Raw genomic sequence first — 26,814 nt, forward strand, 5'->3', positions numbered from 1 at the left:
CCATTATCAGAATCGATATGAGGCACAACAAGATATATTAAATTACATATCCATGTTCTATAACAGCCATCGACTACATTCTTATTTGGATTATATGTAAGAAACCTCAGGGTTGTTTACAGAGAGGTTGATTGAAATAATGTTGGAGTATTTCATAAGGAGTTGAGTTACTCAAACTTTTATGTGGTTTGACAGTGTTATAAAAGTTAATAAAGCGGTCGAGTTGAGTTTGCCGGTCGGTGCAGTCTTTAAAGTTGGTCTTGTCATGCCACATCTGCATGAGGGTGCGGATAACACGTTCAGCTTTACCGTTGGTTTGAGGTCGATTGATTTGAGTGAATTTCTGGCCGATGCCGTGCGCTTTGCAGATTTTAACAAAAGCATGACTGTCAGTGCCTTTATATTCTTTGCCATTATCAGAATAAGCGTAATCGATCTGGTAAGGGCAGTGGGTGATGACGGTTTCGGTGAGGAACCAGGCGGCGCTATTCTGGGTTTTATCGGGCAAGATGGCTGCATAGAGTTCTCGAGAGAAGTCGTCAATTGCGACAAACAGGTATTCCCTGGGTTGGGTAGGTGATTGGCCTTTGAGCAAAGGTAAGCGTTTAGTATCGAAATGCACGAGTTCGCCGGGATAAGACTTGTTATAACGCTTTGCCTCGCGTTTCAGGCGCTCCTGGATGGACTGCTCGACTTTGGCTAAGCGCTTGAGGCCGTACTGGATTGTTTTAAAACGTTGATTGGTACTGTCGCGGGGAACAAACTCCTTGAGCCTTGCCCGTTTGAGAACAGTGTAGATCGTAGGTCTTGAGACTCGAAAGCGTTCGGCAAGTTGGGATACTTTCCAGCAGCGAGTTTGGTAAAGCTGCCACAGCTCCTGACGGTCAAGTGGCGTAAGTCTTATATGTTTGTGCATGTTCATTTACAGTATTCTCCACAATACTGTAAACAACGCTAGAAATTCTTACAGATTATAGAAGTCCCATTCAATTTGAAGCTGAAAGGGCAGAACTTAAAAAAGTCGCTTAACTGGGTTGTCACAAATTACTTGACCATGTTAATTTATTCTATCGCCCCTAACTACAAGTGGCTTCGATCTAATTACACTGGAGACTCGTGCTATCCGGCATTCATGGGCTGCTCTTATACTAGGAGCTTTCTTACAGACCTTTTTAGACATCATAATAGAACCGGTGGCACTGCAGGGCAATCGCTGGTTTCTCGGGCAGATATATGGCTATCACGAGTTAGGGCTGGATTTTGGAGTGCCGATCTCAAACTACGTAGGTTGGCTGCTAACCAGTTTCGTGCTGGTGGCTGCCTTTCAGCAGATAGACCGCAGAGTTGAAGAAAAGGCACCATACGGAATATTTGCTATACCGTTTCGCTCGCTGTTGGGGCCGATTCTCTATATATCGGTGCTTATCTTCAACTGGGTGATATCGCACTCGATTGGTGAGAATCTGATTGCACTAACCGGTATTTTTATATTTACGCTACCCATTCTTATAGTGACAATTCTGGCTGTTTCACGAGTTAATCGTTACCATGAGGAGGAGTTGCAGGAACATTTGAAAGATTATCCTTGGTCGCCTCTCAACAAGTTTAAAGAATGAGAGATTTGTTTAACTTTTTTGAATATAAAACTAAAACAATGGCAAGCCCGTGCCCAAGTTTATTAGGATTGGTGAGCCATCTATGTGTAGCTAGCTGTTCTATATCAAGATTAACGAGCTGCCTTGGTGAACGTGCTGCCGGCTGATGATCACCAGATTAACCCAGCATTGTCCTGCATCGTCTTGCTGTCATGCTGGTGATGAATCTGACTGGCCTGGTACTTTTTAGACGAACGCAGCATCAGCATAGCATCAATAGCCAAATATATGACCTCTTGCCTCATATTTGCTAATATCAACCGTGCAAATTGCCGTGCCAGGCGCCAGCCAAGACCATTTGCTCAGTTGCAACCATTTGTAGTAACTCAGTTCGCTAGGGATACCAGCGTATCCTTTTGCGTTCATCGCGGCCTTCAGAAGTGAAATAAAATTTCTTCCCAGAAGCCATCTTTATAAATATCTTTTAAGAACAAAGACATTTAGAAGAGCGGCAACAATTTTCTTGCTATCCTGTCAAATTTTTTGTCATTTTTTATTGCCTTGATTGATTATTTTGAGGTAATTTCCTCCTATGGAGCTGAAACTCTAAAGTCTAATTTTTAGGTGGGAGTCTAAAAAATGAATACCACTATGAAAATTTATGGTTTAAGTTTGTTGTTGATTTTTAATATAGTAAGTGCCGAAAATATACGCATACCAATTGAATCTGGGCCGAATGGAACTGTAACAGTTGATACCAATATTTCGAATGACGAAACAGAGCATCGAATGAATTCAGTCGGTAGTAGTTTTTCAAGTACAAGTGGATCTCGTGCAAATGCAACAGTTAATATAAAAAGAGGTGATGGAACAATAAATTACACACACAAAAATTCGAATGGAGCTGTAACATTTGATACCAATATTTCGAGTGACGGAATACGGCCTCAGATGAACTTGCTTGGTGGTGGTTTTTCAAGTACAAGTGGCCATCGTGCAAATGCAATAGTTAATATAAAAAAAGGTGATGGAACAATAAATTACACACACAAAATTTCGGATGGGACTGTAACATTTGATACCAATATTTCGAGTAACGTAACAGGGCCTCAGATAAACTCAGTCGGTGGTGGTTTTTCAGGTATCAATGGACATGGTGTTAGTGCAACAGTTAATGCAGTAGGAAATGGCGGAACAATAAATTACACACACACCAATAATAGAACGAAATTCAAATTCAGCAGTGGAGTGAGTGTTAACAATGGTAATCGAGGTGCAAATATCGGAATTCAGATTCCCTTTGGTATTAAATAGTTAACCTAACTGGTCAAGGTAATTGACAAAAAACAACCGATATCAATCTATATTGCATTATGCTCTAATTTTCATAGGAAATTTACTACGGAGAGAAAGCGATCCCTCTGATAGCTAGTTTGTATAAACAAATACTCGGATTGATTCGAGAGTAATAATTAACTGAAATCTTAATTATCCACTTACCAGATTTGACTATTTTGGTGAATAACCTATGGATAACTCATTGTTCTATATAGATATTGTTGAGTAGCTCTGATGCGTGCAGCAGAGTGACCGCCGGACTTCGACTTATGCATCTACTTGACGTCCAATTTTTCCTCTTCAAGCGTATTTTCTTCAAAAGTAATCCCAAGTTTACTTTGCTGTTTCATTGAGAGTGGTGTATGTTACTGTCGCTTGAATTTTCAATTTCAGAAGGCTAGTAGAATTTCATCAACTAATCACTAGAGCTTCTTCGCGTATATCGATGTTTTATACCGATGGGAAAATAGCCTGGATCACCAAAAGGGAGTAGTTTGATTTGCGGCAATTGTTTTGCAGCGGGGACATAGTTTGCAAATTCGCTGTTTAATCTTAACAGCTGCGCTCTAATCGAAGATGCGATGGTCGTTTCTTTGCCGGTTTCGGCGGTAATGTCTGGAAGTAATTCTATCGTTATATGTAGAAATTCTTCACCCTCTTCATCGCTTCTGATTTCCATAACGAATTTGCCTGTGATCCAGCTTGCAAACCCCTCTTGTTCGAGACCAATTGCCACATTTTCTGGATAGATATTCGCACCATAGAAAGATACCGTAAAATCGGCGCGACCGAAAACCCATACGAAGGGAAGGGTGCAGACCTCGCTGTCAACACCATAATCTTCAAATGTGGATAGTCCATGTGCTTTCAAAAAAGCCATTAACTCAGCATGGCTGATCAGCCCACCGCGGTCGGCGATGTGATAGCGGATCAACGGAACTCCGTTGTCGCCAGTAATGGCCAGCGTCACACCATCTATCAATTCGAAGAACCGGCTTATCGGATCATATTGAACGAGCGTAGGTAATCTCGATTCACCGAACAGTTCTCGAGCGACATTGGGATGCTCGGCCAGGAAACGGCGAATCGCGATACTGAGCGGCGTCTCGTTGCCCAATACCCCACCGTCCGCGGTACCATAGAGGGAAGCAGAATCGTAGCAGGGAGCTTGTGAGCCGACCCGTTGTAGCATCAAGCTACGCCATTCTTCGCTGAATACTTCACCCGCAAAAACAAATTTGATGTTGTACAAATGCCAATCTATTCCGTGTGCGGAACCAGTATCGATCACGTCTTTTACAAAGGGCGGATAGCCCAGCAGTACGGTCTGCTTAAAATATGGTCCCAACTCGCGAACTACGCGTAAAATTTCCTCAGGTTTATTGCCGGGTGTTACAACAGTCAAAGGATAGCCTTTTTGCGCCAGATACCAGCAGCATGATGTAGTAAAAATACCTCCAACCCAATTGCCAAGCGGAAAGCAGACGACTGCCAGGGTGGTGTGTTCGTGAGCTTGAAAGCTATGGCGGAATACTTGTTCAAAGCGCAAGGCGATATCCAACTCGTCGATCATTGCACGTGGCCAGAATGTTGATATGCCGGTAGAGCCTGAAGACACTGCCAATCGATCGCAAGCATAAATCTGCCCTCCCTTACAGCGTTCTGGCAGAGGATATCTTTGCATATAGTTGCTTTTATTAAGCAGCGGCAGCGTTTCAAAATCTTTAAAGGATGCGATCTTTTCGGGATCTACTTTCTGGTCTTTAAGAAATTGCCGGTAAGCAGGCACACTAGCGACTGTGGCTTTGAATAATTGCAGGACATGCTGGCAGGGATCGGCTATTAGCCGTTTTTTCAAAATTATATCAAGGGAGGTATGCAGAAAGGTCGAAAGTCTTTCGATCACTTTGATGGGGTAGTCTGTTTTCATTGAACTTACTTGATATATCAAAAAAGAAAAAAGCTTATTCGAGAATGTAGCGCGGTTTACAAGGTATATCAACCGTTAGAAAAGAAAGCTGTTGATATATTATTCTTGTTTAGCTGTTGTTTTTAGCTATTGATCGTGTGGAATATAAGCTATGACGGACGCCAATTGTGGAGCAGTTTCTCCCGAGGAATTGATGCTCACGCCATTTCTGCATTGAATTCAATGGAATATTGAGTTCATTTCTGATGCGTGATTACTCCTTTTTTATTTAAATTGCCAGAACTTAACAATCTGTTATGTTTTTCAGCAACAGCATTATTCAATAAACTTATCTGAAGAGTATGGAGCTATAAATAAATCAATGAGATACTCACCTGAGGCTCGCGAATGAGTTATTAGCATGACCTTGGAGTACCAGGCTGATTTTCAATTCCAGTGAGCGGCCTTCGAATTCATTGCCAGCAAGATCGACTGTACTCCGAGTCCTCCGCAAATGGGTACTCTGGAATTCCTAATAGTATGTTTATAATCTCTTCGAGTTCAATTCCCCGCTTCCTTGAAGCGTTAGGGTCGTCCCGAATGGAGAAAACGGCATAAACCCCGCTGCTTGCAACGGGGATAGTTGTAATCTTATTTGTTCAAAGCATTGCATTTATCAAGAAATGCTTGCCGTTCAGTTTCATTATTTCTAAAAGCTGAAAGTGCTTTCTCCATTCCTTTCCCCGAACAATTCACTGCATTGGCTTCGGGAGGCCCTCCGTCGCAACCGATCAGAGCAATACTAAGACCAATAATACAAACAACGCTATATTTAAAATTCATCTAAAATTTTCCTCTATAAAATATTTTCTATGACTTGATGTATATACCAAATTTCTCAATTACTTGGTGTTGGTGTCTGTCACACGAACCAAACCATGTAATTTTACCTGAATCCTCACGGTCTGAGATTTTTGTAAAACTCTTCATCTTTTAAGGAAGCATTGCATTGCTAATGTAAACGCTAGCGATGGATCATTAGGATCAAGTTGCAATAAAAGATAGATTCTAAACAAACCACAGTTAGTGGGAAGCTCTGCTGGATGTGAGTATTTTTTATTACCAGTTCGATTAGAAATAAGCGTCAAATTTGAATTCCTCACCTTAAATGCCCAGCATCACCTTAATGTGCTTAATATCATGATTGATGACACAATATTACTAGCAATATCCATCAGAGAGATATAAGCAATTATGTACCTTGCCGACTTACTTGATCTAGGCATTATAGCGTAATTTTATGCAAACTTCCCTTGACATGTCGTAAGAAATAAGCCAACGCTTCAGGATCTGTCTTGCATTTATCGATCACCAAGTGATGATCTTCTTCTGGCTCGCCAATATGAAATAACCACGCGCGGATTGTTTTAAGATCATTCGCTAAATCGTCCTTTGATGGCTTTGATCGAATTAAATCTTGGCTATCTGATACGATTCCAGCACGAGCAAATTCCTGAGCCGGCCTATCCGCAATAGAGATTTCATTTGACTTGACTTTAAGTATTTGCCGTTTGGGTGTGCCCATGGTTTTATTTAAATATTATGTTGATATTGACGCTAAGTTATTAATAAAAATAGTAAAACCTTAATGCTATGAGCGAAATTTATGAAAGCGTTTCGATTATTTTTAGTCATTTCAAACAGAAATAATAATCTTAATAAATACAATAATATAAAACTTGCACAAATTATTAGCAAGCTTTATGGTACTGATTATATTGATTATTGTCATGCTCCATTCTAGGGTTTAATAGGCATATTATATGTATTTGATTTATCATAATTATTTTAGCGGCATCATATTCGATGCAGTTAGAAATATCTGAATTATTTGAACAATCATTAAGTAAGTGGAATTTTATTTATTTTAAAGCGATTGATTTTCAGGATTATCTTTAACCTAAAAGTTGCTATAAGGACTTCTCTGTAATTGCAAGATGAATTTAATTGTTTTTTGAGTATGCTTATGCTTCACTTATCCCATTATGAGCAAGTTGGGCATCTTTACTGAACTGCTGGCGGGGATGAGCATGAATGTGATCGAGGCAGCCGAGGTGAAGCGATCAAATGAAATCCCCCGATCGTTGACTGTTGCAGTCAGCGCAAAACAAGTGCGCTAGGGTGATGAATCAATATTGAGTACTGATTATTTCTCCGAGATACCCATCCACGAATTTCCAGCGGTTTATGAAGGTAAGTTTCCAGTGCTGGAAATAGGGCAAGATTGTTATTATCGATTTGAATATCGATTTTATTATTGAAAATCAGTTGACTATACCGCTTGTTTCTTTTCAATGACGTGGGTGTTCCCAGGAAACGTTGCCAGCCACGTGATTTTTGCGATATCTGCGTAAGCGGCCGCGTACGATAATCAGGTAGCGACCAAATTCCTAATTTTTGTCTCTCGGCTCGCTGCTGTGCACTGATCATTGCATCAGCGTGTCGGAGATTTGGGGGTAGTAAATTGACTACAGCCAACCCTTTTTCCACCAGCATAAGGTTAAGGTGTTCCCCATTTGGCAGATAGAGATGAGCAAGCAAACGTTTGTAATGATCCTGTTTTTGTTGATCATATTCTAGGTATACCTTCCGACCTTGAAGTTTTTCCTGTAACCATTCTTTAGCAACTATGCCGCCCGTTTCTCCATCGCGATGACGGCTTTCGATTTCGGGTGCATTGATGCCAAGCAATCTCACGCGCGCCCCTCCTTTTAACACAACGGTATCGCCATCCAATACTTTGGCAACTTGATGCAGGGATCGTTGTGGAACTGTTGATAGGTTGATTGGTTTAGCATCAGGGGAGGGGATATCTGAATAGGTGATACTACCGTGTGCATCTTTCGTACGATAGATTGTGTCAGCAGCACAACCGGGTAGATACAGCCAAATGAAAATAGTCAACAACCAGAACGATATTTTTATGATCGGTTTCATGGATTGCATTACTTTACAATGAGATTGGGACAATGCCTTTTATTTGGGTGACTGTAATTCTACTATTTAGCACCTGGAGCCTTTCTCAAAGAGAAGTATTTACTGTGGTAATTAATAAAACGATTGATGCAGCTTCTAAATTGATATCAAGTACAGCTGCATTGATTATTTTTTTAACAATATAACGATAATAGACTTAGATATGTCATGGAATCTAGTCTGGCTAACTTTATTTTTTATAATCTTTACCAGGACTTTATTAATTCTTCACATTTTGGATATGTCATTGATCTTTCACGTGAAAATAATAAAAAAAATAGCGTCGAGTCACTGATTTTTTATAAATAATCAAAAGATAAAGTCGTATCCATGAGGAATATGGATTAAAATCCAGCATTCTGCTTAAATATATCAATCCATAGTTAGTTGTAAGTGATGTCCGAACCACTGATCGAAATCAAAGATCTTGCCTTTTCCTATAGTACTCGTCCCATTCTGAGAAGTGTCAATATGACCATGTCTCGAGGCAAGGTCATCGCTATCATGGGAGGAAGCGGTTCTGGTAAGACTACCTTGTTGCGTTTGATTGGTGGAGAAATCAAACCTACTGCAGGCTATGTCAAAGTCGCTGGTCAGGTAGTACATAAACTCAGCAGAAATGATCTTTTTAAATTACGCAGAAAAATGGGTATGTTGTTCCAGTTTGGCGCTTTGTTTACCGATTTATCTGTGTTCGACAATGTTGCTTTTCAGATACGTGAGCATACCAATCTCCCAGAATCCATGATTCGTGATTTGGTATTGATGAAGCTCCATGCAGTCGGCTTACGCGGGGCCTGCCATCTGATGCCGGCAGAACTATCGGGTGGCATGGCACGCCGTGTTGCCTTAGCTCGCTCGATTGCGCTTGATCCCATGCTGATCATGTATGACGAACCTTTTACCGGGCTGGATCCAATTTCGTTAAGTGTCATTGGTAGTCTCATTCGCCGATTGACAGATGCACTGGGGGTAACTTCAATCGTAGTTACACATGATGTGCAAGAATCCTTAAAGATTGTAGATTATGTTTATTTCCTGGCAGACGGGGTCATCGCAGCGCATGGAACTCCGGAAGAAGTAAAGGGATCAGTTGCTCCGTTTGTACATCAGTTTGTTCACGGCGAGGAAGATGGGCCTGTCCCTTTTCATTATCCTGCAGAAGCTTATCAAAAGGACTTGAAGCTGGAGACCCATTTTGCCTAAACGCATTATTACCAGTATCCAGGCTATCGGACATCGGACTATTGACAGCATTTGGCGTCTAGGTTGCGCGGTGCGCTTTTTTGTCCTGGTGTTCCTAAAATCGACGACGAGTTTCTTACGCTTTGGCCTCGTCATACGTGAAATTTATTTTGTTGGTGTATTATCGCTCATCATTATCCTGGTGTCCGGCTTGTTTGTTGGAATGGTATTAGGGCTGCAAGGATACGAGACACTACAAAAATATGGTTCTGAATCAGCAGTCGGGACGCTCGTGGCGTTGTCACTGGTGCGGGAATTGGGGCCAGTGATGGCCGCGCTGCTGTTTGCAAGTCGCGCGGGTTCTGCAATCACTGCGGAAATCGGTTTGATGAAAGCGACTGAACAGTTATCTGCCATGGCGATGATGGCGGTGGATCCGATTGCACGCGTGGTTGCACCACGCTTCTGGGCAGGGGTTATTTCCATGCCATTACTGGCAGCCCTCTTTTCTGTCTTAGGAGTATTTGGAGGGTATTTGGTGGCAGTCGTTTTCATTGGGGTTGACGAAGGTTCATTTTGGTCGTCCATGCAGAATGCGGTCGATTTTCGCTATGACATTGTAAATGGCGTGATCAAAAGCTGTTTCTTCGGTGTGGCAGTGACAGCGATAGCAGTTTTTGAAGGGTTTGATGCGCCTCCTACAGCTGAGGGGGTATCAGGTGCTACGACCCGAACGGTAGTGACTTCTGCACTGGCAATTTTGGGATTGGATTTTGTTTTAACCTCTTTTATGTTCAGAGGAGTGGATTGATGCAGCGAACAATAATCGATTTTTGGGTTGGATTGTTCGTGATGGCCGGTATTGGAGCATTACTGATACTCGGATTAAAAGTTGGGAATCTAACGAGTTATAATACTGGTGAAAGCTATACTCTTATAGGAAATTTTGAAAATATTGGTGGCCTTAAAATTAGAGCCCCTGTCAGAAGCGCTGGAGTGGTGGTGGGGCGTGTCACAGATATCCAGTTTAGCCTGGAAACCTACGATGCTATTGTGACAATGGCTATCAATACTCATTATCGATTTCCTAAAGATACTTTTGCGAGCATATTGACATCTGGGTTACTCGGGGAGCAATACATTGGTTTATCACCGGGAGGAGATGAAGAGATGTTAGCGGAAGGAGATAAGATAATGAAAACCAATTCAGCCATGGTTCTGGAGGAGATGATTGGACGTTTTCTGTTCGATAAGGCTGCGGAGGATTAACGATTCTTAATGATTGATAAATTCTGATTAGGTAAACATGAAAACACTTTTTCAAAAAATTATTGTTCTGCTAACTTATTTTTTGTTGATTGTTCCGGTATCAGCCAAAGAGATGCCTCCCGATCAGCTAGTTAGAAATACGGTTGATGAAGTCATCACTATTCTTAAACAGGATGGTACTAAAAAGGGTCAGAAAGATCGTATTCTGGATTTAATTGAAACTAAAATACTTCCTCATTTCAATTTCACCCGTATGACTCAACTGGCAATGGGAAAAAACTGGTCTAAAGTTGAGCCTCAGCAACGGAAAGAGCTGGTGAGTGAATTTCAGACTTTACTTGTGAGAACTTACTCTAATGCACTTACAAATTACCGTGATGAAGTGATTGAAGTTACGCCATTGACAACTCAACCTAATGCCAAAACTACAATGGTCAAAACACGTGTCATTCAAAGCCGTGGCAGAGAACCCGTTCCGATTGATTACAGCATGGAAAAAACTGACCAAGGTTGGAAGGTTTTTGATGTGACTGTTGCTGGAGTCAGTCTGGTAACAAATTATCGAAGCAGCTTTAATAGTGAAATTAAAAAAGCAGGTGTAGATGGTTTGATTGCTTCACTTGTGAAGAAGAATAAATCATTAGAAGGTCAATAAACGATTGCATTCTTTTAGATACTTACTTTCAAAGTAATGGCAATTCAGCGTGAAGGTAGAAGAATTTACGTGCGTGGCGCTGTAACTTTCGATAACGTAGTCGAAATTACCCGACAGGGAATGGCTCTTCTTGATGAAGATGGTCTGGTAGTTGATATGGCAGAAGTTATTGAACTGGATTCATCCGCTATCAGCATGTTATTCGAATGGTTGCGTGTAGCTCATGCCAGGAATCAGCAACTCTATTATGTCAATTTGCCAGAGAATCTAAGCAGTCTTATGCAGCTATATGGCGTGACTGACTTTATTCCGTTTGATACAAATATCACGAAATAAATTGCCCTTCTTCTATTTCATCTGATTGTCGTTATTCTTCAAAGCTCGTTCCTCTATGGTTGCAGCAATTGAAATCCACCAGCTTAATAAGCGTTATGGTGCTTTATCTGCTTTGGAAGATATTGATCTTTCAATCAATCCTGGCGAATTCTTTGCTTTGCTAGGTCCTAATGGTGCGGGAAAAACGACGCTTATCAGTATCCTTGCGGGATTGACACTGGCAACGAGTGGCCACGCTAAAATTATGGGGCATGACGTTGTGACTGACTACGTTAATTCACGCAAAAATCTTGGTGTTGTGCCTCAAGAACTGGTGTTTGATCCATTTTTCACTGTCAGAGAAGCACTTATCATTCAATCTGGCTATTACGGCATAAGAAAGAATGATGTCTGGATAGATGAGATTTTGCATCGCTTGGATCTTACCGATAAAGCTGATACCAATATGCGTGCTCTGTCGGGTGGAATGAAACGGCGTGTATTGGTAGCCCAGGCGTTAGTGCACAAACCTCCTGTGATCATTCTGGATGAACCCACTGCCGGTGTCGATGTGGAACTAAGGCAGGCACTATGGATTTTTATTAACCAGCTAAACCGAGAGGGGCATACAATTGTCTTGACTACTCATTATCTTGAAGAAGCAGAAGCATTATGTAATCGTGTTGCTATGCTCAAGCAGGGTAAAATTGTTGTATTAGATAGTATTCGGAACCTTATTAATAGTATTCAGGGATTCTCAGTCCAGCTTCGGCTTTCTTCCGAGACATTACCGACCGTTTTGCAAGAATGGCCTAGAAGCAGTCATGAGGGTTTACATATTTTCAAAATAAAAGATTATTTCCAGGTTGAAACGTTGCTTGCAGTACTGCGTTCTGAGCATATACAAGTACTGGAAATGCAATTACAACAGCCTGATCTGGAAGAAGTTTTTGTAAGAATCATGGGTGTTGAATCTTCGGATGTATCATGATTGGTTTTTACACATTATTTTATAAAGAGTTACTGAGATTCTGGAAAGTAAGTTTCCAGACGATACTGGCTCCGATTTTATCTAGTTTGCTTTATCTGCTGATTTTTTCCCATGTCCTGGAAACGCGTGTACAGGTATATCAAGGAATTTCTTATACCTCATTCTTAATTCCAGGTTTAGTGATAATGGCTATTTTGCAAAACGCTTTTGCCAATTCATCTTCTAGTCTGATTCAATCCAGAATATCCGGTAACATTGTATTTATCTTATTGTCGCCTTTATCCTATTTGGAGATTTTCCTGGCATATATTGGAGCTGCGGTAGTGCGTGGCTTATTAGTAGGTTTGGGTGTTTATGGTGCGACGATGATATTATATGAAGTGCCACTACAGCTGCCTTTATGGGTTTTATTGTTTGCGATTACAGGCAGTATGCTCCTGGGTGCATTGGGTATCATTGCTGGTATTTGGTCAGAAAAATTTGATCAACTTGCTGCGTTCCAGAATTTTGTTATTTTGCCGCTGACATTTTTATCAGGTGTATTTTATTCAATTTATTCTCTTCCTTCCGGTTGGCAATATTTATCACACTTGAATCCTTTTTTTTATATCGTTGACGGACTTCGCTACGGTTTCCTGGGAACATCGGATATTTCACCCTATTTTAGTTTAGTAGTTGTGATATCGTGTTTAGCAGTGGTTTCCTGGCTGACAGTATGGATGTTAAAGAGCGGTTATAAAATTCGCCATTAGGCGACCTGTATCTTGTCGGATTTTTTAAGGAAACTCTGAATAAGTCCCTGTACAAGCAATTACTGCGTTTGCTGGTACTCGAAAACTCATTTATCTATTGATATGGCTTGTTTTCTGGACACTACTTGGCTTGCTCTTTAATCTTGCTCAGTAACTTATTAAGAGTTTCTCTGATTTATTGTTAGTTCAGCAACATGAAATCCAATGATGTATTTATTTCTTTAAAGGATCGAAAATGATTACCTCAGGTTATATCAAGGAATGTATTGAAACATCTTTGCCTTGTGAATGGATTCAGGTAGAAGGAGAAGATGGGCGTCATTTTAGTGCCATTATTGTCAGTGACCAATTCAGAGGAAAAAGTATGGTTCAGCAACATCAGCTGGTTTACCGGGTCTTACGGGATAAAATGAAGCAAGAGATCCATGCGTTATCTATGAAAACACTTACCCCTGAACAATGGGAAGAATATAAACAAGCTGGGCAGAAGGCTTAGATCTGGTTGATGTGATGAAAGCTATTCTCTAGTATGTGATGGGAAAAGGATTGCCGCTATGGTTGCTACCATAGCGGCACTGTTTTTTAATATTGCACTTATTCAAGCTCTTTAAGTGATTGTGGTTGAGCAATACCAAATCCCTGAGCAAAATCAACGCCCATTTCATGTAACTTCTCAGCAATCTCAAGCGATTCAACAGATTCTGCAATGGTTTGGATTTTCATAAGGTGGGCTATACGGTTAATTTCTCTTACTTTGACTAGATCTGTCGGATCATTCAATATATTACAGATCAAACTGCCTTCTATTTTCAGGAAGTCGATTTTGATGGTTTTTAATAAATCAAATGAAGCCCGGTCATGATTAAAGCTTGATAAGGATGCTTTGCAACCTATCTGCCTAATCTTTTGAGCAAAGATTGTGGTAGCCTCGAGGTTTGATTTGGCATCTGACTCTTCAATCTCAAAGCATAAAGTTTGTGGGGGAACATTTGATTCCTGTAGCTGTTTTTCTACAAAATCAGTGAATTGAAGATCACTTAACGTGTCTCTGGCAAGGTTTATGCAAAACATTATGTTTGAATTTATTTTGTTTGTGCATAACCACTTTATTATATTACTGACAACCCAGCGATCCAGCCGTGGCATCAGATTATATTTCTCGACAAAAGATAAAAATACTCCCGGTGGTATAAGATTATTTTCCTCTTCAACCATCCTGATCAGAATCTCATAGTGTGCACATGGATTTGAATCTGATTTTGTCGAAATAATATTTTGATAATATAAGTGGAATTTATCCTGCTCAATAGCTTGAATAAGCCGCGTAGCGGAATTTATTGACGCAGATGAAGAATACTTGCTTTCACTTTTTTTAGTTGTTCCCTTATCATTGCTGCCATCTTGAGTCAGAATATTTTCTGACTTTGTATATTCTTGTGTTTCTACATCAGGAAATTGTTGGTTTTCTCGCAAAATACGAGGTGTATACAGAGTATAAAATCCGATGACTTTCCCTTTTGGATCAAAATGAGGCACGAATTGCTCAATAATGAGGCATGTTGAACCATTAGTTAATTTTTGTATTCGTTTATTTTGTATTATCTCGCCAGCTAAAATATGATTGATGCAATTTTTAATTCCATGATAAAAATGTTCATTTAAAAATTCTCGCATATATCGATTATCGATTTGTTCTGCATTTAATCCAAACCATAAGCGATAAGCTCGATTATGGTAACAACATAACTGTTCAGTATTAAAATATGCGAGCATAACTGGAAAGTTTTCATCAATGATCTGTAATCTGGTTTTATGTTCTGAAGAAGTTTTCTCGGCCCTTAGCCGATACTTGATTTCGTTAGTAAGCCTTTCTTTATGGGTTCTAAATATTATTTGATGTTTTGCTAAAGATTTTTCTGCACGTGTGATCTGGATGATCATAGCAAATATAGTTATGATCAGAATAATCCATAAAATATTGATGATCTGTGGCTCTAATTCGATTATGAAATAATTGATAGCAGTCAGTGATCCTGTTGTAGCAATGGCAATGCTTGCAACAAGATAGAATTTGACCACATTAAATTTAGAAAACACTTGGGTTTTCATTCTTATTACTATTAATAAAAATTAAAAATTGTGTATGAGAAGTTAAACTTGCTCATTTTATCTTGATCAATTTAGTCCATAACTTGATAAGGATTTAGCTCTTGCCCAGAACTTCCATAAACTGTTATGCGACATTATAAAATTTCTTGTGCTATCCTCATTTAAAACAGTAATTGTCAATTGAGAAATTACTCGTTTTTTCATTGCTTCGAGCAAGGGTATAAACCAGCGTTGTTCGAATGAACTTAAACATTCACGCCATTCATATATATTCCTGTATTGAGTTTTTCCCCACAGAGTATCTAATACTACTAAATGGTTACCTGGCTTGGCTTGTCGCTGCCACATTGTTGCATCATGAGGAAGTGGATTGCTGGCTATGCCACTTGCAACTGCGAGTGCATGGGTGAAAGTATGGTCACACCATATTTGGTTAAAAGTAGAGCATATATTCTGTGGCATCATTCCCCCCCCCCAGAACCAGATGCTATTGATCGCGAATTCGCCACGCTCTTCTCTTTCTTGATTAAGTGGATGGGTATGCAGCAGCATTTGTATCTCATTAAAAATGCTGTGCCATGCTGAACTATCTTCTCCAATCGGGAGCAGATTATTGATATTTTTACCAATCATTTCACTGAGTAGTCGGGTTTGCAAGCAAGGTATTTTGGCAATACGGACATACCAGCGATCAGGGTGGAGTGGTAAAAATACGATTCCACTTTTGCTGAAATACTGATTGAGAGTATCGGCAAATTGTATCGATTCCTTTAAGGAAATTGAGAAAACTTGACTGTCAGCTAACAGCATATGATTGTTCTGAATGCGGAGATGAACTGGATCAGCGCGCAGCCAATACTCATTCTGGTCAGGTTTTTCGTCTGTCCCGTCCAGTTGTAACATGATTGGTGCAATTGGCCAGTCTTGCTGCTTCGACACACCGAAAGTCTGACAGAGCCATTCTTCTATTCCTTGAGACTGGCTCTCGGCACAATGGCTTTTGGCTAGAATGACTTCTAAAGCAGATAAAGACAAGCCGCCATAAACTTCAGACCTTCCAGCTTCAGGCCAAAATAAGCCTGGGATGAGGAGATGTAGATTCATAAATCATACGTAATAAGTTAATGAATAATAGATGGGGGATGGGTAAAAGTTTCTGTTTATCAAGTTTTGGGTAAGTTAGGAAGTAAATAAATAGATAAAACAAAAATTATAAGATGTGTAAAAAAAGTTTGACCCATACTTTTTTCAAGAATTTCTTTAACCAACATTTTGCTTAGATCAGCACCTTAGCACCAAAAATCACAATACCAAAATCATTTACATCAATTCAATGGCGAATTCAAGAATTGTGAAAAATAGAAATTTATTAAGTAGCAATTTTATATTCCGCTTTTTTCAATTTGTTCAGCTTGTATTCATTTTTTATCATGTATAGTTGATGGCGGTTAATTTAATTCAATTCTGATCAGCAATAAAACAAGTAAATACTTGTTACATGAAAATAATGTCAATATCCATTAAAGCATGGATGCCCGTGCCTCATTTTGAGGCGCGCTAATATAATTTCATTAAAAATTAAAAAATTATTAAATGCTTAGAGTTTGTTCATATGCAGAAAATTTATATCTTGCTCTGCTTATTTTTTTCTTTTAGTTCTTTTGCTTTAGCTAAAGAACCTGTTACTAAATACTCGATTAAAGAAATACAGCGTCTGGGATTGGAAGTTAATGGCTTGGTCCTTGCCGCTCGCTCACAAGTTAATATTGCTGAGGCGGGTGTGGTAAGCGCATCGGCTTATCCAAACCCCGAAGTGACTGTTATGGCCGGTCCGGACGCGCCTCGACTTCCATTTGAACTTACCGGCCCGGCAACAATGCAGCGTACGGTGACTGTCAGCCAACCCATAGAGAATCCTTTTTTTCGACAAGCTCGAATTGGATCAGCAGAGGCAAATGTAGAAGTAAATCGCGCCAGCCTTGATCAGGTACGCGCCGATCTTGCAGCACAATTGCGTATCCGCGTTTATGAGCTATTGCTTCGCAAAGAGCAAGCAGCTATGGAAACGGCTATTTTCGATGTGATGGAAGAGATACAGCGACGTATCAAGTTAAGCGTTGAGGTCGGTGAGTTAGCACGTTTTGAATTGATCCGGGCTGATACTGAGGTCATGACTGCGGCAAGTAGAAAAGAAGCAGCCTTATTAAGTGCAGAACGAGCAAGAGTGGCGCTCTTCCAGCTTACTGCAGGTGCATTACCGCCTGATTTTGCGATTCAAAATTCCCTCAGTGAACCAGTTGAATTACCCGTTCTTGAAGAGCTGTATCAACAAGTTCTGGCTGCTAATCCCGAAATTCTCCGTTTGGAGGCAGAGCAGAATCGTACTCAACTGCGGATCGAACAGGAGCGTGCTTCCGTTCTACCTTCAATGAATATTCTATATAGCAATTTTCAGGATAGACAATTTACTTCGAATACGGCTGGGTTAAGTGTCACAGTTCCTCTGTTTTATCGTCGCCGCGGTGAAATTAATAGTGCCATATTCGATTCTGCTCGAGTGCGTGAGACCTTGGAATACCGTCGTTACGAAATCAATCGCTTACTTGAATCCGCCTGGCAGGCCATGCAGATTGCGAAACGGAGAGTAGAAATGTATGAGGGCGGGATTATCCGGACAGCTGAGAATGCATTGCGTGTAGCAGAAGCTGCTTTTCGTTTGGGTGAACGTGGTTTTATTGAAGTACTCGATACGCAGCGCATATTGCGCACTGCGCGCTTGGAGTTATTGCAAGCCTATTTTGAATTACAATCAGCCGCTGCTGAAATCGATCGTCTACGCGCTCATTATCCCAAGGAGTGACTCTTCGTATGAATGTTCAAGTTTTAATTACTGGAGTTGTATTACTTATCACTTTGTTTTTAGCAGCTTGTGGTAAGAACGAATCTTCAGCACCTGAGGGTGAAAAGGTTGCACCAGCAAAGGTAACTGACCCCAATAGCGTTACCCTCAAACCAGAAATATTGCAACGGATCAAAATTGGCATACCAAAGGTAATGAATATAGCCGACAGAATAAGAGTGCCTAGTCAAATTGAGATAGATGAACACAAGCTTGTTCGAGTGGGTGCAAACGTTACTGGGCGTATCGTTGAGGTTCTCGCTAAGCTCGGAGATGAAGTAAAAATGGGTACGATATTAGCTCGAATAGCCGGCCCAGAGCTTACGCAAGCACAGTTAGCATATCTACGTGCAAATTCTGTGATGCAGCTTGCAGAAAGGGCAGCGTCTCGTGCACAGCAGCTCTTTGCAGCCGATGTAATAGGCGCAGCTGAATTGCAGCGGCGTGAATCAGAGCTGCAAGTGGCTCGTGCTGATTTTAGCGCAGCAAAAGATCAATTACGTTTATTGGGAGTGGACAATAAAGCATTAACCGATTTACTGAAACGTGGGCAGATACTCCCTTCTGCACCCATTACCGTTTCTATGCCAGGTGTCGTTGTTGAACGAAATGTTGCGATTGGACAGGTTGTGCAGCCTTCAGATAAATTATTCACGGTGGCTGATTTATCAACAGTGTGGGCTACAGGTGATGTACCTGAGCATATTGCGCGGCATGTGATGCAAGGTCAACATGTGGAGATTCAAGTGCCGGCATTAGGTGATATTAGCTTCGATGGCGTGATCATTTTTGTTTCTGATACTGTTAATCCATTAACCAGGACAGTGATGGTACGCACGGAAGTGGAGAACTCGCAGCGTAAACTCAAGCCAGCCATGCTAGCAAAAATGGTTATTACGGAGAACCCCCATCGAAGCCTGGTAGTACCCGAAAGTGCGGTGGTACGTGATTCCAATATCGACTATGTGTTTGTCGATCAAGGCAATAATCGTTTCTTGCGTGTACCAGTCGAACTAGGCCATGAGATTGATAAATTGCGCCCCGTGCTCAAGGGGTTAACTGATGAGCAAAATATCATCTTAGAAGGCGCTTTTCATGTTGATAATGTGCGCAAACTCGCTGAACTGGAATAAATCATGCTAGCCTCAATTGTACGTGCAATGCTCAAGCAGCGCCTTGTCGTGGCGGTTATTTCGCTTATTTTGGTTGGCGCTGGCTTTCAAGCATCTCAGAAACTCTCAGTTGATGCTTTTCCTGATGTTACCAATATTCAAGTTCAAGTTGCGACCGAGGCGATTGGTCGGAGTCCAGAAGAAATCGAACGGCTAGTTACTGTTCCAATAGAAATTGCCATGACGGGTCTTCCTGGTCTGGTGGAGATGCGTTCTTTAAATAAAAGTGGATTGTCTCTCATTACATTGGTATTTACCGACGAAACAGACGTTTATTTTGCCCGTCAGCTTGTCATGGAACGCATGATCGGGGTAGTAAGCAATATGCCACCGGGTGTAGCTCCAGTGCTTGGGCCTGTATCCACTGGGTTGGGAGAGGTATATCAATATACCCTAGAGCATCCAAGCGATGGACAACGTCAATTGACTATAGAAGAGTTGACTGAGCGGCGTACCATACAAGACTGGGTGGTACGACCCATGTTACGCTCAATTCCTGGAGTAGCAGAAATCAACTCGCAGGGTGGTTATGTCAAGCAATATCATGTGCTGGTTAGCCCCGACCAGCTGCGTCATTATGATTTAACACTCGCACAAGTTGACGAAGCTATTGCCAAAAATAACGCGAATGCGAGCGGTAACATTTTGTCCTTGCAATCTGAGCAATATCTGATACGTGGTGTGGGTTTGATTCGCACTTTGCAGGATATCAGCGATATCGTGCTGAAAGAAACTGGCGGCGTGCCAGTATTTGTCCGAGATGTCGCCGAAGTTAAATTTGGTTCAGAAGTGCGTGCCGGGGCCATTATTAAGAGTGGTTACACTGAAGCAGTTTCAGGTATTGTCATGATGATCAGGGGGGGTAATGCCAAGGAGATCGTCGAACGGGTAAAGTCGAAAGTCGCTGATATCAATGAACAGGGTTTATTACCTGACGGACTTCAAATAATTCCCTTTTATGATCGAACTGATCTGGTCGATGCCGCAATGTGGACGGTAGTCAAGGTACTCATCGAAGGTATTTTGTTAGTCGTTATCATATTGTTCATATTTTTGGGTGATGTTCGTTCCAGTTTGATTGTGGTTGCAACACTTATTATCACGCCGTTGGTTACTTTTATGGCAATGAATCAACTGGGTATTTCAGCTAACTTGATGTCATTAGGGGGATTGGCAATTGCCATTGGTTTAATGGTTGATTCGACTGTGGTGGTTGTGGAAAATGTCTTTCATCGTTTGGGTCACGCTAGCGGGACGCGAGAATCGCATTTACGCACCATAGTTGATGCAGTTGCTGAAGTGGGCACACCGGTGATTTTTGGGATTTCTATTATTATCCTGGTATTCTTGCCCTTGATGACTCTCCAAGGGATGGAAGGAAAAACATTCGGTCCGCTTGCTTACACCATCGCAATTGCATTAGTAATTTCGCTGGTTGTTTCACTTACTTTATCACCCGTTCTGTGTTCCTATATTCTTAAAGGAGGCGCTGACCACGATACCAAGATTATCGCTTTAGTTAAGTCGGGTTATCGGCGATTACTCAATTCAGCATTGGCGAGTGAAAAAATGACGATCATGGTGGCGGTCGGTTTACTAGGGCTATCATTTATGCTGTTCCCGTTTTTAGGTAAATCGTTTATCCCCATCATGAAAGAAGGCGCGATCACCCCTGTCATTGTTCGGGTGCCATCGATCTCGCTCGATGAATCTATCGGAATGGAAACAGAAGCGATGAAATTAATCGCTGCCATACCAGGAGTGAAAACTGTCGTAGCAAAGGTCGGGCGCGGGGAGTCTCCCGCAGATCCTGCTAGTCCCAATGAATCTGATCCGATTGTGGTGATCGATCCTGAATCGGGGCGCACTCAAGAAGAAATAGAAGAAGATATCCGAAAAGCATTGGCAAATCTTCCAGGGGTGCAGATTGTGTTATCTCAGCCTATTGCTCAGAGAGTGGATGAAATGGTGACCGGGGTACGCTCGCAAGTCGCAGTCAAGATTTTTGGCGATGATTTGAATGAGCTGCGCCGAATATCTGAACAAGTCGCACGCATTATGACGACTGTCCGGGGAGCCCGAGATCTTCGTATTGAGCGTTTATCTGGGCAACAATCACTTACGATTGATATTGATCGACGCGCGATTGCACGTCACGGCTTGAATGTTTCTGATGTGAATGAACTGATTGAAACAGCGATAGGGGGAAAAGTAATTACCAATGTATTCGAGGGGGAGCGGCGTTTTTCTTTAGTATTGCGTTATCCCGAACAGTTTCGTAATAATGTGGATGCTATCCACGATCTATTATTACGTACTCCCAGCACGACAGCAGGTCCAAATGGCATGATGGCAGGGGGTGGTGCGTTAATACCCCTTCATGCTGTCACAAAGGTTCAGGTTGTCGATGGACCCGCCCAGATATCACGCGAGTTTGCCAAACGACGGGTAGTGGTTGGTGCTAATGTGCATGAGCGTGATTTGGGAGGATTTGTTGCTGAATTACAGCAACGTGTTGCTAAGGAAATTAAATTACCACCCGGTTATTACTTTGAATGGGGAGGACAGTTTCAAAATATGGAACGTGCCATGGATACACTTTCGGTAATCGTTCCTCTAACTATAGCAGCAATCTTTTTCTTGTTATTTTTGCTGTTTAATTCGATCAAGCTGGCAAGTTTGATTATTATGGTTCTACCGTTTGCTTCGATAGGGGGGGTAATTGGGTTATTCATCACCGGTGAATACCTGTCGGTACCGGCATCGGTGGGCTTTATTGCTTTATGGGGGATTGCCGTATTGAATGGAGTGGTATTGATTTCCTATATCCGCAAGCTGCGTGAAGAGGGTGTCAGTGTAGCTGAAGCCGTTGTTCGTGGCTGTGAGCAACGTTTCCGTCCAGTACTGATGACGGCGACAGTGGCGATGCTTGGCTTGGTCCCATTCTTGTTTTCGACTGGCCCTGGTTCGGAAGTACAACGGCCCCTGGCCATTGTGGTGATCGGAGGTTTGATTACTTCCACTCTATTAACATTAGTGGTACTTCCTACACTGTATCGTTGGTTTGATGAAAAACCCGTGGAGACTTAAGGAGAGTCATCATGAAAGAAATTCGCGCCATCATTCGCCCTTCGCGTCTGAACCAATTACGCAATGCGCTGCATAATATTCATGATTTCTTTAGCTTGGGAGTATGGAAGGGGGAGGGTTTCTCAGCTCCTATCAGTCGGCATCAAACACTCCGTGAAGAATTGACCGATTTTACAGACAAGATCCTGGTAACAGTACTTGTTGCCGACGATATGGTAGATACGATTGTTGATGTGATTGTACGTGAATGCCAAACAGGGATGCCGCATGATGGTGTAGTTTGGGTAGTGTCAGTTGAAGCGGCTTATCGTATCCATGATAAAGGTACGCTTTGAGATAAAGAGCTGCTTATGCCCTTTAACTACATTCAGCCCACCGTCTGCCGGTAAATTTTCAAGCAGTGCTCGTGGGCGAAGGTATAATCAACGATCAGTTTGGGATAAGAAGGGGGATGCCAATCGTTGATCCAGAACCCTAGTGTCGATTCATTATGTGATTTTATCTTCTATCAGGTTTTACGAGGCGCTACTGATTACAGAACACGAAACGTTAGTATAGCTATCAGTGTAGGAGGCAGCGCTGCAATGAGGAGCCCCAAGGGGTGGATGGTTTCTTCCTCGAATTTTCCACGTAAAATAGAGAAGCCAGCAGGATTTGGGGCATTAGCGATGACGGTCAAGCCGCCACCTGTTACTGCACCTGCAACCAATGCTACTTTGAATTCCTGACTTAAACCTTCGACCAATGATCCTAAATACGTGAGGGCAGCATTGTCGGTAATCGCGGTCAATGCGGTAGCACCAAAGTATACAGCTGTCTCATCCATATTCATCAGAATTGGCTGCAACCACCATTGCTGCTGACCGCCGAGCACTACTAATCCAGCGAGGAAGAATGCTACCAGCAACGCTTCACGCAAGATAAGCGGATTCTGGTGCCGTTGATAAGCAGTTGCGAATCCCAGGAAAAAGAGAAATATTCCGATAAATACAGCAGGGTAATGTGCGAACACAACGACTGCCGTCAGAAACATCAAATGGATTAATATCATGGATATCGGAACTCTGGGGACATTGCTACTATCTTGTTGAGCCATATGTTTGAGTTCATGCCGGAACAACAGCATGGCTGAGCCTGCATTGATAGCCACTGCCAGCGCTGCCTTCCAGCCAAAAGTGGAGATCATGAACCAAATATCCCAGTTCCATTTGCCAGCCACCATCAACACGGGTGGTGCTGCAAAAGGTGTAAGTGTACCGCCAATAGAAATATTTACAAATAATACACCGACTGTGACGTACTTTAGCTTAGTGGAAACTTCTTTACTGAATAGCGTGTCACGCAGCATTAGCGCCGCCAGCGTCATTGCTGCAGGTTCAGTGATAAATGAACCCATCAGTGGTACGAAAGCTAACACCAGAAAATACATGGCCATACCCTGGTCCAATGGCAAATAGCGTGCAGTCCACCGTACGACAGAAGCAGTGAAATCAAGAATGGGACGCGTACCTGCAATCACCATGATGGCGAATACAAACAACGGTTCGGTGAAGTCGCGTGAGTTGAGATAGCCAGTGGCTTCCTGCTTACCGCTTATGGCAAACATAAAAAGCATCAGAATCATGGCCCAGAAACCGAATACTACTTCGACCTCTCCTAGCAGATGCCAAATACCCGCATGACGCGGCTGGATGTGGGCTAAATGCTCAAAATATTTTGTAGAAAAGGTATGAATCACTGCCAGGGCAAACAAGACTGCAGCGATTAATTGAATAGAAGTCGGATCACTCATGCGATTTATTATATACATCTAAAATATTGTATTGTATTGTGGGGATATTTAAGAAATTTTGTTTGCTGTAAATTTTCTGTGCTTGGGAAATGATCAAAACGATCTGAATTCTATAGGAAATGTGCTTTGACAGCATTCTTAAATTATATGCAATATGCACAAATTTGAATTGAATTGCTTAAAAAGGAATCAAAAGCTCTGGTTAATTTCTATTCATTGCCTGCCGATAAATTCTCAGGCGGCGCTTACGCGCAAATGAATGATCGACAATCAATTTGGAATAAGTATGATCATGCAAATCTTTTTACCCAGATTTGGATATATTCGAAGTTTTTATCAAATTTTTTAATTTGAGTAGTAGGATTGAAAATCCTGAAGCAGGGTGCTAAACCAGAAAACAGACAGCAGCGTGTCACTTTAAGCGCACCTATTAATCACAGATCAGCATCAGCCTTTGCTGAATAAATCCTCTAGTGCTGTCGGTAAATCGGTAAATTTGAATTTAAAATCATATTCTTGCAGTAATCTTGTCGGTATGATGTGATAGCTGTTCAGCGCAAGAGCGGCTGCTTCACCTAATGCCAGTATTAGTACAAAAGCCGGTGTAGGGAAGAACGCTGGTCGATGCAGCGCCTTGCCGAGGGCAGTTGCAAATTGACGATATCGTACTGGACTGGGTGAAACAGCATTTATCGGTCCATGATAGCGAGTATCCAGTGCAGCAGTCACATATATCGAAACCAGATCATCAATATGAATCCATGGAAGCCATTGGTGCCCGTCACCGACAGGTCCACCCAATCCTATTTTGAATACTGGCAAGAGTTTATCCAGCATGCCGCCATCACCCAATACTATACCAGTCCGGATGCTAACCCGACGCACACCCTTGTTTTCGATTTTTGCGGCTTCAGCCTCCCAGTCACGGCAAATGGTCTGCATAAAACCTACTTGGGCAGGCACGGCATAGGATTCATTATAAACATCATCTCCTTCACCTGGGTAGATGCCGATAGCTGAGGCACAGACAAAGCATTCCAGACTGGCAGGGGCTGCGGCTACCAGCTTGCGGGCACTGACTATGCGTGAATCATAAATTTCGCGCTTGCGTTCTTTAGTCCAGCGGCCACTACCTATATTCTCGCCCATCAGATGAATGATAATTTGGGTATTTTCTAGTGCTTCAGCAGGCGCATCCTCTTTTGCATAGTTCCAGCTAAAGGCTGGTACACCCAGTTTCCGGCTCGCGCGTGCGCCATTCCGGCTAAGTACCTTAATAGTATGATGGTCTTGTTTGAGGCGCTGTACCAGGTGACGGCCTACGAATCCTGTTGCGCCAGTAATGAGTATGTTCATTATATTTGACAATTCCCAAGTTGATTGATGGCCAATTCAAGATACACGTTTTTCGAATCAAACGGCAAAATGCAAATCTTCCCTGTAGAGAGCAAATGCAATGAAATTATTTAGAGTAGGTACAATGATAGCTAACGATAATCTTATTTTTAATCATTTTTTTGCCGTATTGAAATTTGACTAAGTTCATACGACAATGAGAAATTTTACTCGTGCTGCAGCAATGACTCTTTTAGTAAGTTCGCTGCTCACGGCCTGCGCCTTACCTGTTGAAAATTTGTGGCCACCACCTCCCGATTCTGCTGCACGAACTATCTATGTATCGCTTGATACATGGCATGCGATGATTGCTTTTCCGCAAAGTGAGGAAATGGCAGTAAACCTAGATTCCTCAGTTGAGCAGGATGGAGTGTGTGATTTTGCGAGTGCAGGGCAAGGCGCAACGATGCGGAATGGTCGTTCCATTCCAAAGAGTTGCAACGCAGCCATGCGCTTGCAAAATTGCGCAATCCGTTCTGCAGCGGAAACACCCAGAGGGTGAAAATGAAACATGTAGGAAAAATTATTATATTCATAATGTTAACATCAGAACGAGCGATCAACTAAGGAATCTAGGGTAAATAGTGCAAATAGTGCATATCAAGAAGGGCATCAGTTTCCTCAGTTGTCTTCTTCCCTAAGCCATTCATTGCCATTCACTCACAATCAGCGTTTCGAGGAGTGGGGTTATGCCGAGCGTGCCTGGTATCTAGAAGGCAGAAGAGGTCTGACCGGGACCATACGGGCGCTTTTCTGGCCAACTGAAGGAGTAGTTGAAGTGGGTTGGTACGATCAGGTGTGGGCCAATCGTACGCCTCAGCCTCCTTCTGATCTTTTCATATTTCGCCTGAGTGAAGAAGGTTACCAGCGACTACGCCGTCACCTTGAGGCTACGATAGCAGACTATAACGCTGTCACTGTTTTTGAGACTTCTCTGTTTTATCCTGCAAAACGTTCATACCATTTTTTCCATACCTGTCATCAATATACAGCTTACGCCTTGAGAGAGGCGGGTTTACCTCTCTCACCATTCTGGGCTTTCAGCAGAACTTCCTTTGCCTGGCAGTTGCACCGTGCTGTGCAGATCGCTAAGAAGCATCCGACAGCTTTGCTTTCTGGTGAATTGCAATGAGGTATTGGCAGGAACAACAAACAGCGTCACTTCCAAACGTGCGGAGGATATCCTCCAGCACGCATTAAAGTTTTCTAATTAGCCAACGTGAGTTCGACATAAGAATCACAACCCTACAAGTGGAAGAGCTTGAGTGAATCTGATATTAAGTGAAGGTTTCTTCTCGCGGAACGTGTAAGC

Annotated in this window: 28 protein-coding genes; 17 read left to right on the forward strand and 11 right to left on the reverse strand. The window is 42.1% G+C overall.

Going from position 1 to position 26,814, the window contains the following annotated elements; genetic code table 11:
• Nucleotides 1-100: IS3 family transposase (locus BLV54_RS15570; protein WP_143032472.1), on the forward strand; the 100-nt coding region annotated here is incomplete at its 5' end.
• A 6-nt stretch (nucleotides 101-106) separates the two neighbouring features.
• On the opposite strand, the gene BLV54_RS09515 is transcribed toward BLV54_RS15570, so the two are convergent.
• Nucleotides 107-922, reverse strand: coding sequence for an integrase core domain-containing protein (locus BLV54_RS09515; RefSeq protein ID WP_090571113.1), 816 nt, complete (start codon nucleotides 920-922; stop codon nucleotides 107-109).
• Nucleotides 923-1,121: 199 nt separating this feature from the next.
• Between BLV54_RS09515 and BLV54_RS09520 the strand changes: the two genes are divergently transcribed.
• The gene (locus BLV54_RS09520) at nucleotides 1,122-1,616 is read left to right on the forward strand and encodes a carotenoid biosynthesis protein (protein ID WP_256329351.1); all 495 of its coding nucleotides are present in this window, start codon (nucleotides 1,122-1,124) and stop codon (nucleotides 1,614-1,616) included.
• A gap of 252 nt (nucleotides 1,617-1,868) precedes the next feature.
• On the opposite strand, the gene BLV54_RS16110 is transcribed toward BLV54_RS09520, so the two are convergent.
• A complete protein-coding gene (locus BLV54_RS16110) occupies nucleotides 1,869-2,021 on the reverse strand; it encodes a hypothetical protein (RefSeq protein ID WP_176969733.1) in 153 nt (50 codons plus the stop codon).
• Between the two features lie 213 nt (nucleotides 2,022-2,234).
• Here BLV54_RS16110 and BLV54_RS09525 point away from each other — a divergent pair, with 213 nt between their 5' ends.
• On the forward strand, nucleotides 2,235-2,909 hold the full coding sequence (locus BLV54_RS09525) for a hypothetical protein (RefSeq protein ID WP_090571117.1): 675 nt from the start codon (nucleotides 2,235-2,237) through the stop codon (nucleotides 2,907-2,909).
• Between the two features lie 439 nt (nucleotides 2,910-3,348).
• Here BLV54_RS09525 and BLV54_RS09530 read toward each other — a convergent pair whose 3' ends face one another.
• From BLV54_RS09530 to BLV54_RS09545, 4 genes are all read right to left on the reverse strand, one after another.
• Nucleotides 3,349-4,863 carry a phenylacetate--CoA ligase family protein gene (locus BLV54_RS09530; RefSeq protein ID WP_090571119.1) on the reverse strand — a complete coding sequence of 505 codons (1,515 nt, stop codon included), beginning with the start codon at nucleotides 4,861-4,863 and terminating at the stop codon, nucleotides 3,349-3,351.
• Nucleotides 4,864-5,493: 630 nt separating this feature from the next.
• Nucleotides 5,494-5,685 (reverse strand): entry exclusion lipoprotein TrbK, encoded by a 192-nt coding sequence (gene trbK, locus BLV54_RS09535; RefSeq protein WP_090571121.1) that lies wholly within the window; start codon nucleotides 5,683-5,685, stop codon nucleotides 5,494-5,496.
• Between the two features lie 442 nt (nucleotides 5,686-6,127).
• Complete coding sequence (locus tag BLV54_RS09540) at nucleotides 6,128-6,427, reverse strand: hypothetical protein (protein WP_090571123.1); 300 nt, start codon at nucleotides 6,425-6,427, stop codon at nucleotides 6,128-6,130.
• A gap of 572 nt (nucleotides 6,428-6,999) precedes the next feature.
• A complete protein-coding gene (locus BLV54_RS09545; protein WP_256329347.1) occupies nucleotides 7,000-7,839 on the reverse strand; it encodes a thermonuclease family protein in 840 nt (279 codons plus the stop codon).
• Nucleotides 7,840-8,271: 432 nt separating this feature from the next.
• Between BLV54_RS09545 and BLV54_RS09550 the strand changes: the two genes are divergently transcribed.
• The 8 genes from BLV54_RS09550 to BLV54_RS09585 all read left to right on the forward strand — a co-directional run bounded on the left by BLV54_RS09550 (nucleotide 8,272) and on the right by BLV54_RS09585 (nucleotide 13,541).
• Nucleotides 8,272-9,084, forward strand: a complete 813-nt coding sequence (locus BLV54_RS09550; RefSeq protein WP_090571127.1) for an ABC transporter ATP-binding protein — start codon at nucleotides 8,272-8,274, stop codon at nucleotides 9,082-9,084.
• The gene (mlaE, locus tag BLV54_RS09555) at nucleotides 9,077-9,874 is read left to right on the forward strand and encodes a lipid asymmetry maintenance ABC transporter permease subunit MlaE (RefSeq protein ID WP_090571129.1); all 798 of its coding nucleotides are present in this window, start codon (nucleotides 9,077-9,079) and stop codon (nucleotides 9,872-9,874) included. The genes BLV54_RS09550 and mlaE overlap by 8 nt, the downstream gene beginning before the upstream one ends.
• Entirely contained in the window at nucleotides 9,874-10,332 is a 459-nt protein-coding gene (mlaD, locus tag BLV54_RS09560; RefSeq protein WP_090571131.1) for an outer membrane lipid asymmetry maintenance protein MlaD, read from the forward strand. Before mlaE ends, mlaD begins: the two co-directional genes overlap by 1 nt.
• Before the next feature lie 37 nt (nucleotides 10,333-10,369).
• Nucleotides 10,370-10,987, forward strand: coding sequence for an MlaC/ttg2D family ABC transporter substrate-binding protein (locus BLV54_RS09565; RefSeq protein ID WP_090571133.1), 618 nt, complete (start codon nucleotides 10,370-10,372; stop codon nucleotides 10,985-10,987).
• A gap of 36 nt (nucleotides 10,988-11,023) precedes the next feature.
• Complete coding sequence (locus BLV54_RS09570; RefSeq protein ID WP_090571135.1) at nucleotides 11,024-11,323, forward strand: STAS domain-containing protein; 300 nt, start codon at nucleotides 11,024-11,026, stop codon at nucleotides 11,321-11,323.
• Nucleotides 11,324-11,378: 55 nt separating this feature from the next.
• Nucleotides 11,379-12,293, forward strand: coding sequence for an ABC transporter ATP-binding protein (locus BLV54_RS09575; protein WP_090571137.1), 915 nt, complete (start codon nucleotides 11,379-11,381; stop codon nucleotides 12,291-12,293).
• A complete protein-coding gene (locus BLV54_RS09580) occupies nucleotides 12,290-13,045 on the forward strand; it encodes an ABC transporter permease (RefSeq protein ID WP_090571139.1) in 756 nt (251 codons plus the stop codon). Before BLV54_RS09575 ends, BLV54_RS09580 begins: the two co-directional genes overlap by 4 nt.
• Before the next feature lie 235 nt (nucleotides 13,046-13,280).
• On the forward strand, nucleotides 13,281-13,541 hold the full coding sequence (locus BLV54_RS09585) for a BolA family protein (protein ID WP_090571141.1): 261 nt from the start codon (nucleotides 13,281-13,283) through the stop codon (nucleotides 13,539-13,541).
• A gap of 98 nt (nucleotides 13,542-13,639) precedes the next feature.
• Here the strand turns inward: BLV54_RS09585 and BLV54_RS09590 are convergent, their stop codons facing one another.
• Entirely contained in the window at nucleotides 13,640-15,154 is a 1,515-nt protein-coding gene (locus BLV54_RS09590) for a sensor domain-containing phosphodiesterase (protein ID WP_090571143.1), read from the reverse strand.
• 66 nt (nucleotides 15,155-15,220) lie between these two features.
• The gene (locus BLV54_RS09595) at nucleotides 15,221-16,258 is read right to left on the reverse strand and encodes a hypothetical protein (protein WP_090571145.1); all 1,038 of its coding nucleotides are present in this window, start codon (nucleotides 16,256-16,258) and stop codon (nucleotides 15,221-15,223) included.
• 508 nt (nucleotides 16,259-16,766) lie between these two features.
• Between BLV54_RS09595 and BLV54_RS09600 the strand changes: the two genes are divergently transcribed.
• Genes BLV54_RS09600 through BLV54_RS09615 form a run of 4 tightly spaced genes read left to right on the forward strand, consistent with a single transcriptional unit; the run spans nucleotide 16,767 to nucleotide 22,650 of the window.
• Entirely contained in the window at nucleotides 16,767-18,014 is a 1,248-nt protein-coding gene (locus BLV54_RS09600; RefSeq protein ID WP_090571146.1) for a TolC family protein, read from the forward strand.
• An 8-nt stretch (nucleotides 18,015-18,022) separates the two neighbouring features.
• Nucleotides 18,023-19,186, forward strand: a complete 1,164-nt coding sequence (locus tag BLV54_RS09605; protein ID WP_090571148.1) for an efflux RND transporter periplasmic adaptor subunit — start codon at nucleotides 18,023-18,025, stop codon at nucleotides 19,184-19,186.
• A gap of 3 nt (nucleotides 19,187-19,189) precedes the next feature.
• Complete coding sequence (locus BLV54_RS09610; RefSeq protein WP_090571150.1) at nucleotides 19,190-22,315, forward strand: efflux RND transporter permease subunit; 3,126 nt, start codon at nucleotides 19,190-19,192, stop codon at nucleotides 22,313-22,315.
• Between the two features lie 11 nt (nucleotides 22,316-22,326).
• Nucleotides 22,327-22,650 carry a P-II family nitrogen regulator gene (locus BLV54_RS09615; RefSeq protein ID WP_090571153.1) on the forward strand — a complete coding sequence of 108 codons (324 nt, stop codon included), beginning with the start codon at nucleotides 22,327-22,329 and terminating at the stop codon, nucleotides 22,648-22,650.
• A gap of 197 nt (nucleotides 22,651-22,847) precedes the next feature.
• Here BLV54_RS09615 and BLV54_RS09620 read toward each other — a convergent pair whose 3' ends face one another.
• The 3 genes from BLV54_RS09620 to BLV54_RS09630 form a co-directional block, all read right to left on the reverse strand.
• A complete protein-coding gene (locus BLV54_RS09620; RefSeq protein WP_090571163.1) occupies nucleotides 22,848-24,107 on the reverse strand; it encodes a putative Na+/H+ antiporter in 1,260 nt (419 codons plus the stop codon).
• 290 nt (nucleotides 24,108-24,397) lie between these two features.
• Nucleotides 24,398-24,523 carry an FAD-binding domain-containing protein gene (locus BLV54_RS17290; RefSeq protein ID WP_218132368.1) on the reverse strand — a complete coding sequence of 42 codons (126 nt, stop codon included), beginning with the start codon at nucleotides 24,521-24,523 and terminating at the stop codon, nucleotides 24,398-24,400.
• Nucleotides 24,524-24,554: 31 nt separating this feature from the next.
• Nucleotides 24,555-25,463, reverse strand: coding sequence for a TIGR01777 family oxidoreductase (locus BLV54_RS09630; RefSeq protein WP_090571157.1), 909 nt, complete (start codon nucleotides 25,461-25,463; stop codon nucleotides 24,555-24,557).
• A 196-nt stretch (nucleotides 25,464-25,659) separates the two neighbouring features.
• Here BLV54_RS09630 and BLV54_RS09635 point away from each other — a divergent pair, with 196 nt between their 5' ends.
• The gene (locus tag BLV54_RS09635; RefSeq protein WP_090571159.1) at nucleotides 25,660-26,004 is read left to right on the forward strand and encodes a hypothetical protein; all 345 of its coding nucleotides are present in this window, start codon (nucleotides 25,660-25,662) and stop codon (nucleotides 26,002-26,004) included.
• 123 nt (nucleotides 26,005-26,127) lie between these two features.
• On the forward strand, nucleotides 26,128-26,634 hold the full coding sequence (locus BLV54_RS09640; RefSeq protein ID WP_090571161.1) for a DUF2459 domain-containing protein: 507 nt from the start codon (nucleotides 26,128-26,130) through the stop codon (nucleotides 26,632-26,634).
• Nucleotides 26,635-26,814: the final 180 nt, after the last annotated feature.

The sequence above is a fragment of the Nitrosomonas sp. Nm33 genome, from assembly GCF_900107265.1.
Classification (GTDB): Bacteria; Pseudomonadota; Gammaproteobacteria; order Burkholderiales; family Nitrosomonadaceae; genus Nitrosomonas.

Coding starts and splice junctions, on each gene's coding strand:
- BLV54_RS09590 (WP_090571143.1), bottom strand. CDS start 15,154: ATGAAAACCCAAGTGTTTTCTAAATTTAATGTGGTCAAATTCTATCTT.
- BLV54_RS09525 (WP_090571117.1), top strand. CDS start 2,235: ATGAATACCACTATGAAAATTTATGGTTTAAGTTTGTTGTTGATTTTT.
- BLV54_RS09635 (WP_090571159.1), top strand. CDS start 25,660: ATGAGAAATTTTACTCGTGCTGCAGCAATGACTCTTTTAGTAAGTTCG.
- BLV54_RS09575 (WP_090571137.1), top strand. CDS start 11,379: ATGGTTGCAGCAATTGAAATCCACCAGCTTAATAAGCGTTATGGTGCT.
- BLV54_RS09540 (WP_090571123.1), bottom strand. CDS start 6,427: ATGGGCACACCCAAACGGCAAATACTTAAAGTCAAGTCAAATGAAATC.
- BLV54_RS09595 (WP_090571145.1), bottom strand. CDS start 16,258: ATGAATCTACATCTCCTCATCCCAGGCTTATTTTGGCCTGAAGCTGGA.
- BLV54_RS09630 (WP_090571157.1), bottom strand. CDS start 25,463: ATGAACATACTCATTACTGGCGCAACAGGATTCGTAGGCCGTCACCTG.
- BLV54_RS09620 (WP_090571163.1), bottom strand. CDS start 24,107: ATGAGTGATCCGACTTCTATTCAATTAATCGCTGCAGTCTTGTTTGCC.
- BLV54_RS09565 (WP_090571133.1), top strand. CDS start 10,370: ATGAAAACACTTTTTCAAAAAATTATTGTTCTGCTAACTTATTTTTTG.
- BLV54_RS09515 (WP_090571113.1), bottom strand. CDS start 922: ATGAACATGCACAAACATATAAGACTTACGCCACTTGACCGTCAGGAG.
- BLV54_RS09545 (WP_256329347.1), bottom strand. CDS start 7,839: ATGAAACCGATCATAAAAATATCGTTCTGGTTGTTGACTATTTTCATT.
- BLV54_RS09615 (WP_090571153.1), top strand. CDS start 22,327: ATGAAAGAAATTCGCGCCATCATTCGCCCTTCGCGTCTGAACCAATTA.
- mlaD (WP_090571131.1), top strand. CDS start 9,874: ATGCAGCGAACAATAATCGATTTTTGGGTTGGATTGTTCGTGATGGCC.
- BLV54_RS09605 (WP_090571148.1), top strand. CDS start 18,023: ATGAATGTTCAAGTTTTAATTACTGGAGTTGTATTACTTATCACTTTG.
- BLV54_RS09530 (WP_090571119.1), bottom strand. CDS start 4,863: ATGAAAACAGACTACCCCATCAAAGTGATCGAAAGACTTTCGACCTTT.
- trbK (WP_090571121.1), bottom strand. CDS start 5,685: ATGAATTTTAAATATAGCGTTGTTTGTATTATTGGTCTTAGTATTGCT.
- BLV54_RS09610 (WP_090571150.1), top strand. CDS start 19,190: ATGCTAGCCTCAATTGTACGTGCAATGCTCAAGCAGCGCCTTGTCGTG.
- BLV54_RS09570 (WP_090571135.1), top strand. CDS start 11,024: ATGGCAATTCAGCGTGAAGGTAGAAGAATTTACGTGCGTGGCGCTGTA.
- BLV54_RS09580 (WP_090571139.1), top strand. CDS start 12,290: ATGATTGGTTTTTACACATTATTTTATAAAGAGTTACTGAGATTCTGG.
- BLV54_RS16110 (WP_176969733.1), bottom strand. CDS start 2,021: ATGAACGCAAAAGGATACGCTGGTATCCCTAGCGAACTGAGTTACTAC.
- BLV54_RS09600 (WP_090571146.1), top strand. CDS start 16,767: ATGCAGAAAATTTATATCTTGCTCTGCTTATTTTTTTCTTTTAGTTCT.
- BLV54_RS09585 (WP_090571141.1), top strand. CDS start 13,281: ATGATTACCTCAGGTTATATCAAGGAATGTATTGAAACATCTTTGCCT.